The 8,575-nt window shown below is 68.8% G+C and carries 8 protein-coding genes and 2 pseudogenes; 4 read left to right on the top strand and 6 right to left on the bottom strand.

Annotated elements, in window-relative coordinates:
- A pseudogene (locus ACFV5N_RS20835) lies at positions 1-685 on the bottom strand (rhamnose isomerase); the annotation flags it as partial.
- Between the two features lie 156 nt (positions 686-841).
- On the opposite strand from ACFV5N_RS20835, the gene ACFV5N_RS20830 reads away from it, so the two are divergent.
- From ACFV5N_RS20830 to ACFV5N_RS20820, 3 genes are all read left to right on the top strand, one after another.
- Positions 842-1,162: an L-rhamnose mutarotase gene (locus tag ACFV5N_RS20830; protein WP_385601901.1), complete on the top strand. Its 321-nt coding sequence runs from the start codon at positions 842-844 to the stop codon at positions 1,160-1,162.
- Positions 1,163-1,218: 56 nt separating this feature from the next.
- Entirely contained in the window at positions 1,219-2,241 is a 1,023-nt protein-coding gene (locus ACFV5N_RS20825) for a LacI family DNA-binding transcriptional regulator (RefSeq protein ID WP_385601899.1), read from the top strand.
- Positions 2,242-2,335: 94 nt separating this feature from the next.
- Entirely contained in the window at positions 2,336-2,764 is a 429-nt protein-coding gene (locus ACFV5N_RS20820; RefSeq protein ID WP_385601896.1) for a secondary thiamine-phosphate synthase enzyme YjbQ, read from the top strand.
- A gap of 245 nt (positions 2,765-3,009) precedes the next feature.
- Here the strand turns inward: ACFV5N_RS20820 and ACFV5N_RS20815 are convergent.
- Together ACFV5N_RS20815 and ACFV5N_RS20810 are read right to left on the bottom strand one after the other, a co-directional pair.
- A pseudogene (locus ACFV5N_RS20815) lies at positions 3,010-3,108 on the bottom strand (chloramphenicol phosphotransferase); the annotation flags it as partial.
- A gap of 625 nt (positions 3,109-3,733) precedes the next feature.
- Positions 3,734-4,408, bottom strand: a complete 675-nt coding sequence (locus ACFV5N_RS20810) for a polysaccharide deacetylase family protein (RefSeq protein WP_385601893.1) — start codon at positions 4,406-4,408, stop codon at positions 3,734-3,736.
- Positions 4,409-4,659: 251 nt separating this feature from the next.
- Between ACFV5N_RS20810 and ACFV5N_RS20805 the strand changes: the two genes are divergently transcribed.
- A complete protein-coding gene (locus ACFV5N_RS20805; protein WP_385601890.1) occupies positions 4,660-5,961 on the top strand; it encodes an acyltransferase family protein in 1,302 nt (433 codons plus the stop codon).
- Between the two features lie 11 nt (positions 5,962-5,972).
- Here ACFV5N_RS20805 and ACFV5N_RS20800 read toward each other — a convergent pair whose 3' ends face one another.
- The 3 genes from ACFV5N_RS20800 to ACFV5N_RS20790 form a co-directional block, all read right to left on the bottom strand.
- Entirely contained in the window at positions 5,973-6,458 is a 486-nt protein-coding gene (locus tag ACFV5N_RS20800; protein WP_385601887.1) for a hypothetical protein, read from the bottom strand.
- Entirely contained in the window at positions 6,448-7,908 is a 1,461-nt protein-coding gene (locus ACFV5N_RS20795) for an ATP-binding protein (RefSeq protein ID WP_385601884.1), read from the bottom strand. Before ACFV5N_RS20795 ends, ACFV5N_RS20800 begins: the two co-directional genes overlap by 11 nt.
- 77 nt (positions 7,909-7,985) lie before the next feature.
- The coding region (locus tag ACFV5N_RS20790; protein ID WP_385601882.1) for a winged helix-turn-helix domain-containing protein at positions 7,986-8,575 on the bottom strand (590 nt) is incomplete at its 5' end.

Raw genomic sequence — 8,575 nt, 5'->3', positions numbered from 1 at the left:
CCACGATGAACACGATGTTGGTGCCCGGGGCGTGGTGCCCGGTGTCCACCACCACCTGCGCCTTCTCACCCAGCTTCAGACAGTGCGCGTACGCGGTGCCCCAGTCCGGCACGTCGGTGGTGTAGAAGGCGGGCTCGAACAGCTTGTACTCCAGCAGCATCCGCTGGTCCTCGCCCAGCCGCTCGTACACCGCGGCCAGCGCCTCGGCCAGCCGGTCCTGGCGGGCCCTGATGTCGTCCTGGCCGGGGTAGTTGGTGCCGTCGGAGAACCACAGCTTCAGATCGCGGGAGCCGGTGGCGTCCATGATGTCGACACAGGTCAGCAGGTGGTCGAGCGCCTTGCGGCGGACGGCGGGGTCCGGGTGGGTGACGCTGCCGAGCTTGTAGTCGTCGTCCTGGAAGACATTGGCGTTGATGGCGCCGAGCCGCAGTCCGAGGTCACCGGCGTACGCGGCGAGATCCGCGTAGTCGTCCACGGTGTCCCAGGGGATGTGCAGCGCCACGGTCGGCGCCACGCCGGTGTACCGGTGCACCTGGGCCGCGTCCTGAAGCTTCTCCTGCGGGGTGCGCGGCACGCCCTGCTGAGCGAACACCTTGAAGCGGGTGCCGGAGTTTCCGTACGCCCACGACGGGGTCTCGATGGACTGCGTGGTCAGGGCCGCCTTGACGGCGGATGGAGCGGTCATGCGATCAGGGCTCCCAGGCAGGTGAATCGTTTCATAGAGACGCTATGAGGCCACTCGATCGCTGTCAAGGGAGCAGTGGGCCGCGATCTTGACGCGGCCGGACGGGGTGACTAGCTTGCCAAGGTCGATATGAATCCTTTCAGGAAGAGGTGGGGCATGGCACGGGTGTGCTTTCTGCTGAAGGTGCGCGCCGACCGCGTCGAGGAGTACCGCGCCGCGCACGCCGATGTCTGGCCGGAGATGCGCCAGGCCCTGTCCGAGTCCGGCTGGCGCAACTACTCGCTGTTCCTGCGCGAGGACGGTGTGCTGGTGGGCTACCTGGAGACGGACGACTTCACCGCCGCCCAGCGCGCCATGGAGGCCACCGAGGTCAACGCGCGGTGGCAGGCGGCGATGGGGGAATTCTTCGAATCGCTCGACGGTGCCCGTCCGGACGAGGCGATGCGGCCGCTCACCGAGGTCTTCCACCTTCCCTGAGCACATACCATGGCCCGGCGGCAGGGCGCGGCGGAGCGACGAACGGGGCAGGTCGGATGGCACAGACGGTGGGGATCAAGGAGGTCGCCCGGCACGCGGGCGTGTCGGTGGGCACCGTCTCCAATGTGATCAACCGCCCGCACATGGTCGCCGAGGAGACCCGCGAACGGGTGCTGGGCGCGATCAGCGAGCTGGGCTACGTCCGCAGTGAGTCCGCCCGCCAGCTGCGGGCCGGCCGCAGCCGCATTATCTCGCTGCTGGTGCTCGACATGGGGAACCCCTTCTTCGTGGACGTCGCCTCCGGTGCCGAACGCGTGGCGCGCGGCGCCTCGCTCGGCGTCATGCTGTGCAACAGCGCCCAGAGCGTCTCCGAGGAGGCCGACTACCTCTCCCTCTTCGCCGAACAGCGGGTCCGCGGCGTCCTGGTCACCCCGGCCGACCTGACCGGCCGCAACCTCGCCGAGTTCCGCCGGCACCGCATCCCGTTCGTCCTGGTGGACCGGGTGCTGCCGAGCGCCGAGGGCTGCTCGGTCTCGGTGGACGACGTGCTCGGCGGCAAGCTCGCCGCGCGGCATCTGCTGGACCAGGGTCACCCTTCGATCGCGTTTGTGAGCGGCCCGATGTCGCTCCAGCAGTGCCGCGACCGCCGCGACGGTGCCCTGGCCGCCCTCACCGAGGCCGGTCACGATCCCTCCGCCCTCCGGGTGATCGAGGCCGACCGGCTGGACGTCGCCTCGGGCCGGGACGCCGGCGCCCGGCTGCTGGGCATGAACCCCCGCCCCACGGCCGTCTTCTGCGCGAACGACCTGCTGGCCCTCGGCGTCCTCCAGGCCCTTTTCGCGGCGGACGTCCGGGTCCCGGAAGACGTCGCGCTGGTCGGCTACGACGACATCGAGTTCGCCGCCGCCGCGGCGGTCCCGCTGACCTCGGTCCGCCAGCCGGCCGTCCGGATGGGCCGGCAGGCCGCCGAACTCCTGCTGGAGGAGACCGGTGACGACGCCGACCGGCACCGGCACCAGCGCATCGTGCTGGAGCCCGAACTCATCGTCCGCGACTCCACCCTGTCACCGCGTCACTGACACCGGACCCCGCGCGCCAGGCGTACGCCCCCGCGCGACGCGCGCCTCACGCGCCCGTCCCGCCGGGGGCGCCCAGGCTTTAGCGTGGGGGATCATGAGCGACTCTTTCCACACCAGTGTGCTCCAGCTGACCACCGGCTCCACCGAAACGGTGCTGGACCTGACCCACCGCTGCCAGAAGTTCCTGGCCGACACCGCCCCCGGCGCGGACGGGCTCCTCAACATCTTCGTCCCGCACGCCACCGCCGGAGTCGCCATCCTGGAGACGGGCGCGGGCAGCGACGAGGACCTGCTGGCCGCACTGCGCGACCTCCTCCCGGCGGACGACCGCTGGCGCCACCGCCACGGCTCCCGCGGCCACGGCCGCGACCACGTCCTCCCCGCCATCGTCCCGCCGCACGCCACCCTCCCGGTCCTCTCGGGCCGCCTCCAACTGGGCACGTGGCAGTCGATCTGCCTGGTGGACACCAACAAGGACAATCCCCACCGCCAGGTCCGCCTGACCTTCCTCACCTCACCTTGATCACTCCGGGTGTTACCGCTGATTCTCCGTACCCTGCGGGTGGAAACGGAGAGATAGCGTTGCGTGATAGTTCGGTTCGGAAAATCAGTGAGCGCCCCTACGACGGGTGTGGAGACGGCTTGACGCATGCCGGCCAGCATGCGCGCACCCACCGGCCCGTACCCGATCCTCAGCCGGGTACGGCCCCCGTGGTCGGTGTCCCGGATGTAGGAGAACCCCTCTGAACTGCGCTCCCCATCACTGGTCCAGCGGTGCGGGAGCGTGCCGAAGAACGTATCGAGCCCCAGGGCAAGAAAAGGCTCGGGAAGGATGTTCTGGAGTTCTGCGACCGTCGAGCTCTTGCCCGCACCGGATGTGGCCCCTGAGCACGATCGCCTGGCGAGGTTTCCGCATGGTCGGTGCTTCTCTCTGTCACGTCAGCGTCGCGATGGTGGGACAGGGCAGGATAGCGGCGAGCGGCGACCAGGTGGTGCGCGGCGCAGCCGGCAGCGAGGGCGGCGGTCCGCAGGACCGGGAGGGTGAGCATTCCGTCGGCCGCTCGTCTGTGAAACGACGACGGTCACGCGCGTCGTCGGCGACGTGTAGTAACCGGCCCGGTCCGGGGCCGGAGCCGGGGCGGCTCTCAGCGATGGCCATGAGCACGCCGCCAAGGGCGTTGCCGCGATCTGTCGGCTCGGGTCAGTGTCGCGCTGCGGCCCCGGGCCGTTCACTCTCGTTCTGGCTCCTGCTCCACGCCGCCCTGCGCGTGAACGATGCCGAACCGCACCGCCGGGCGGGTCCTCGAACTGGGGCAGGCAGCGGAACTGCCCTCCACGGTCAGCGCGCCCACCGATCAACCTCAGCGCAGCCACAGACACTCCGGCGCGGGAGGACCGGACGCGAGTTCGGCCCTCATCACGGCGTCCTCCCCGGCTCCCGTCCGCAGTACAGCCAACACTGGACGGGGAAACTCTGCGGGCTCCTGCGGCTTTACGGCAGGTAGTCCTCCAGGCGGGCCACGGTGAAGCCTTCCGCCTCTGCCTTCTGCTGGACGGCACGCAGGTCTTCGGGCAAGGTCTCGGTGAAGTGGGTCACGATGATGTCGCCCGGGCGGAAGCTGTCGCCGTGTGCCAGGGTGACGGCCCCGTCCTCGGCCGTGCCGCTCCAATGGGGAATAGCCGTGATGCCGCAGGTTGCCGCGGCCTCCGCCGTGGTCGCGTCGGAGGCGCCGTAGGGGGCGCGGAGCAGGGATCCGACGGCGCCGTCGTCACCGAAGGTTTCCTCCAGGACCTCGACCATGCCGCAGATCTCATGCCGCTGCTCCTCGAAGCCGTACTGGGGCAGCTCCACGTGACTCAGGGTGTGGGTGTGGACGTGATGGCCGAGCTCGATGTACTCCTCGAAGTGAGGTGCGTGATCCTTCACCGGTTGCTCGTTGAGGAACAGGGAGACGGGCATCCGGTGCTCACGGACGATCTCCAGGGCCGCCGGGCCGGGTTGGTGGCCGTCGTCGATGGTCACGAAGATGACCGGCTCCTCCGTGTCGATCTGGTGGAGGACCGGCGGCGTCTCATGCGGTGTCTCCTCCGTGTCGAGGGCGATGGGGGTCCGTAGGTTCTCCGGGACCGTGCGCAAGGGCTGCCCGAGGGCGGTGTATGCCAGCACGGTCGTCAGCGCTGTGACGGCGAGAGCTCCTGGCAGCGCTCTTCTCCACCGGCGCGGGAGCGGCTGCCCCAAGGGGTCTGCGCGGTCGGATGAGGTGGTCTGTGCATCCATGCCGCCCAAACTCCCTGGGACAACCGGCAGCCTCATCGCGAGCATGTCGCAGTTGTGTCGCACGGGCCCGCAGCCCGGCTGCGACACAACTGCGACCTCGAGGTGATCAAGCGCCGAACCGGGGTGGCGAGGCTCCCCCCATGACTCACCAGGCCATGGCGCAACTGCCCTCAAGACCGACAGAGAAGAACCACTCCTACATCCCATCCCTGGACGGCCTGCGCGGGCTGGCGATCGCCGGAGTCCTGCTCTTCCACACCGGGCGTCTGAGCGGTGGGTTCCTTGGTGTCGACCTGTTCTTCGTGCTCTCCGGATTCCTGATCACCGGACTGCTGCTCCGAGAGATCACCACGAACGGCTCCCTCTCCCTCGCCCGGTTCTGGGCGCGGCGGCTGCGCAGGCTCTTCCCCGCCCTGGCTGCCATGCTGGCTGTGACGACCCTGGCGACCTGGTGGCTGCAGCACTCGACAGCGGTAAGGACGGCAAGCGCGGAGCTGGTGCGCACCACCCTGTCGGACGGGCTGTGGGTCCAACTGCACCTGGTCAACTGGCATCTGCTGGCCCAGGACGCCAGCTATTGGGAGACATTCGGTCAGTCCCGGCTCTTCGCCCACCTGTGGAGCATCGCCGTCGAGGAGCAGTTCTACATCCTCTGGCCGCTGCTTCTGATGGTGCTGGCAGCCTCGCTCAGCACGGTGCTGGGGCCCCGGTACAGAGGGAACGCGATGTCGCTGGGCGGGGCGGTGATCATCCTGTGCGCGGCACTGGCAGCGACCTCCCAACTGCTGATGGTCCTTCTGCTCGACTCCACGGACCCGACCCGCGTCTACACCGGGACCGACACCAGGGCCTTCTCTCTTCTGCTCGGCGCCTCGGCCGCCACAGAGCCTGCCCGTCGGCTGTTCGCCGCGCTGCTCCGTCGGCTGGGCCGAGCCGCAGGAGCGGTGATGCTGCTGCTGGGCGCCGGGCTGCTGAGCTCCTGGCTGCTGGTCACCGGTACTGACTCTCCCGGTCTGTTCACCGGCGGCCTGTTCGCCCATGCTGCGGCCTCTGCGCTGCTGATCGGGCTGTGCGCGGAGCACCACCGAAGTGGTGGGCGCCACGGGGTGCTCCGTGCTGTGCTGGAGTTTCCCGGGCTGACGTGGCTGGGACGGATCTCCTACAGTCTGTACCTGTGGCACTGGCCGGTGATCGTGCTGATGGAGCCGGGGGGCATCGCGCTTTTCGGTGAGTGGACCCATACCCTGCTGGTCATCGTGGTCTCGCTGACGCTGGCTGCGGGGTCCACGCACCTGATCGAGAATCCGGTGCGTTTTCGGGCCGGCTGGGCACGCGGCTGGCGCGGAGCCGCAGTGTTGGTCCTCGTCAGCGCCGGGCTGCTGTGCCTGTGGCTGCTGCTGCCCGCACCGGAGGGGCAGCAGATCGACGTGGATCTCCTCTGAGGCTGTCCCGGTCAGAGGACAGGGCACACGGCGGGCTCCTCGGAGATGTCGGTGAAGCGCAGTTGTACCGGGATCTCCGGGGAGCCGCCGGCCTGTACATGGGTGGCGGCCGTCGTGCAGACGATCTGATCGACGCCGGCGTCCTCCACCTGATGACGGGCGAGCGGCAGACGCAGTTCGATCACCTCGGACCGCTCCGAGGTCACCACCCTGGTCACCGTCGTCTCGTCGATACCAGTGCTCAGCCCGGAGTTGCCCGGGCCGGTCAGCAGCAGCCCGACGGCGTCGGAGATGGAGCCCAGTTGTCCGGTCTCCCTCTGCTGGGGGATCAGATTCTCGTCGTCATCCAGGAAGTACAGCGTCACCCCCGGGGCCAGTCCTGTGGGCGCTTCGGGGCCCTCTTCGACGCCGGAGGGCTGAAGGCCGCAGCCGCCGAGCATCATCACACCGACCAGGGCGGAGGAGAGCGCGGCCGGGCGCGCGGTTCTAGTCGTCATCGACCGTGCCTGTCGTGCGGCGCGGGTCGTGGGGCTGCCCGGGGAGCCAGAGGGTGAAGCGGGCTCCGCCCTCCGGGGCGTTCTCCACGGTGATGTCACCGCCGTGGAGCTTGGCGTTTTCCAGGGCAATCGCCAGTCCCAGCCCGCTGCCTGTCGAACGGGCGCGCGAGGCATCGGCTTTGTAGAACCGGCTGAAGATCTTCCCTAGGTGCTCCTCCGGAACCCCGGGGCCGGAGTCGGTGATCTCCACAGCCGTGCCGGCGGCTTGGGGGAGAAGCTTCACCCGTACCGGGGCCGCACCGTGCTTGAGCCCATTGCCGATCAGATTGGCCACCACGATGTCGAGCCGCCGTCGGTCGACCTCCACGGTGACCGGCTCCCGGGTGCTCCGGGGAAGGATCTCCACCTGCTCGCTCCAGTTGCGAGCACGGACACAGCTGCTGATCAGAGAAGCGAGATCGGTCGGCTCCCGGCGCATCGGGGCGGTATGGGAGTCGAAGCGTGCGATCTCCATGATGTCCTCCACCATCTGGACGAGCCGACGGGTCTCGGTGATCGCAAGATGGGCCGACTCGCGGGCGTCTGCCTCGTCGGCGGACTCCTGCCCGGAGGTCTCGCGGCGCCGCAGGGTGTCGCCCAGGATCTCCACCGCGGCGGTGAGTGTGGTCAGCGGAGTGCGCAATTCGTGGGAGACATCGGCCGCGAACCGTTTGGCGTCCTCTTGCATCCTGGCCATGGAGACCATCGAATCCTGCAGGGACTCCGCCATCTCATTGACGATGCGGGTCAGACCGGCGAGCTCGTCGACGCCCTGGGGCTCGGTGCGGGCCTCCAAGTCGCCGTCGGCCAGCCGCCGGGCCGTGGCGCTCAACTTCTGTACAGGCGCGAGCACCGTGCGGGCCGCCAGGAGGGCCATCACCACAGCCACCGGAAGCACCAGAACAGAGGTGGTGATCGCCGAGCGGACCAGGACGGCCAGTTCATCCTCCACACCGGAGAGGTTCTGGGCCACGTAGACCTCCACCCCGGAGCTGGTCCTGGCGCCGTCGGGTGTGGTGATCACCACCGGGGTGCCCACGATCAGCCAGGCGGTGTCATCAACGATGACCCGTTCGGTGAATGTCTGGCCGCCTGGACCGGCCCGGCTGACGGCTTGCCTCATCTCAGCAGAGGGGACAACGGGTACCGGTGACTCTGCGAAGAGACCGGATGATGAGCTGGCGTCCCCGTAGACGGCCAGGGCGTTCTGTCCGGCAGTGGCGCGCAACTGCTCCAATACCTCCGGGCTGGGGGGATACCCGATGTTCGGTGCGGAGGAGGTGAGCTGATCGACCAGATTCTGTGCGTACTGCTGCTGGCTGGTCTCGGTCAGCGCGCGTGCGGCCTGTCGCGTGCCCGCCCACGCCACCGCGCTGGCTCCCAGGATGGCGACGAGCACGAAGATGACCACGAGCCGTGCCCGCAAGCCGCGCAGGCGGCGAACGCCGAAGTCACTTCCGCGTCTCCGACGAGCAGCGGCCCCGTGCCTCATACGGGTCCGAAGCGGTAACCGAACCCGCGGACCGTCTGGATGTACTCGGGCCGGTTGTGATTCTCTCCGAGCTTCGCGCGCAGGCGCATGACGGCGTTGTCCACCAGCCGGGAGTCACCGAGGTATCCGTGCTCCCAGACGTCCTCCAACAGTTGTTCGCGCGTGAAGACACGGGCCGGCGCGCGCGAGAGGGTGAGCAGGAGTCGCAGCTCGGTCGGGGTCAGGGAGACCGGCTCGCCCTTGAGGGTGACGGTGAGGGCTTCCGTGTCGATGCGCAGACCCTTGTGGCTGCGGACTCCCTCCGGGTCGCTCACCGACCGGCGGAGAACCGCGCGGATACGGGCGTCCAGCACCGCAGGCTGCACCGGCTTCACCACGTAGTCGTCGGCGCCGGCCTCCAGACCCCCCACTACATCGAGGTCTTCGCCCCGGGCGGTCAGCATGATGATGGCTACCTGTGACCTCTCGCGCAGACGACGGCAGACCTCGAGTCCGTCGATGCCCGGAAGCATCAGATCCAGCACTACCAGTTCGGGCGCTTCCTGCTCGAAGAGAGTCAGCCCTTCCTCCCCGTTCTGAGCGGGGA

Origin of the sequence: Streptomyces sp. NPDC059853 (assembly GCF_042731495.1) — a bacterium.
Lineage (GTDB): Bacteria > Actinomycetota > Actinomycetes > Streptomycetales > Streptomycetaceae > Streptomyces.
Note: the sequence above shows the minus strand (reverse complement) of the source record. Positions and strands in the feature narration are given on the sequence as shown.

Excerpts from the sequence above, each read along its gene's own strand:
- ACFV5N_RS20825 (WP_385601899.1), top strand. The coding sequence starts at position 1,219 with ATGGCACAGACGGTGGGGATCAAGGAGGTCGCCCGGCACGCGGGCGTG.
- ACFV5N_RS20820 (WP_385601896.1), top strand. The coding sequence starts at position 2,336 with ATGAGCGACTCTTTCCACACCAGTGTGCTCCAGCTGACCACCGGCTCC.
- ACFV5N_RS20830 (WP_385601901.1), top strand. The coding sequence starts at position 842 with ATGGCACGGGTGTGCTTTCTGCTGAAGGTGCGCGCCGACCGCGTCGAG.
- ACFV5N_RS20800 (WP_385601887.1), bottom strand. The coding sequence starts at position 6,458 with ATGACGACTAGAACCGCGCGCCCGGCCGCGCTCTCCTCCGCCCTGGTC.
- ACFV5N_RS20805 (WP_385601890.1), top strand. The coding sequence starts at position 4,660 with ATGACTCACCAGGCCATGGCGCAACTGCCCTCAAGACCGACAGAGAAG.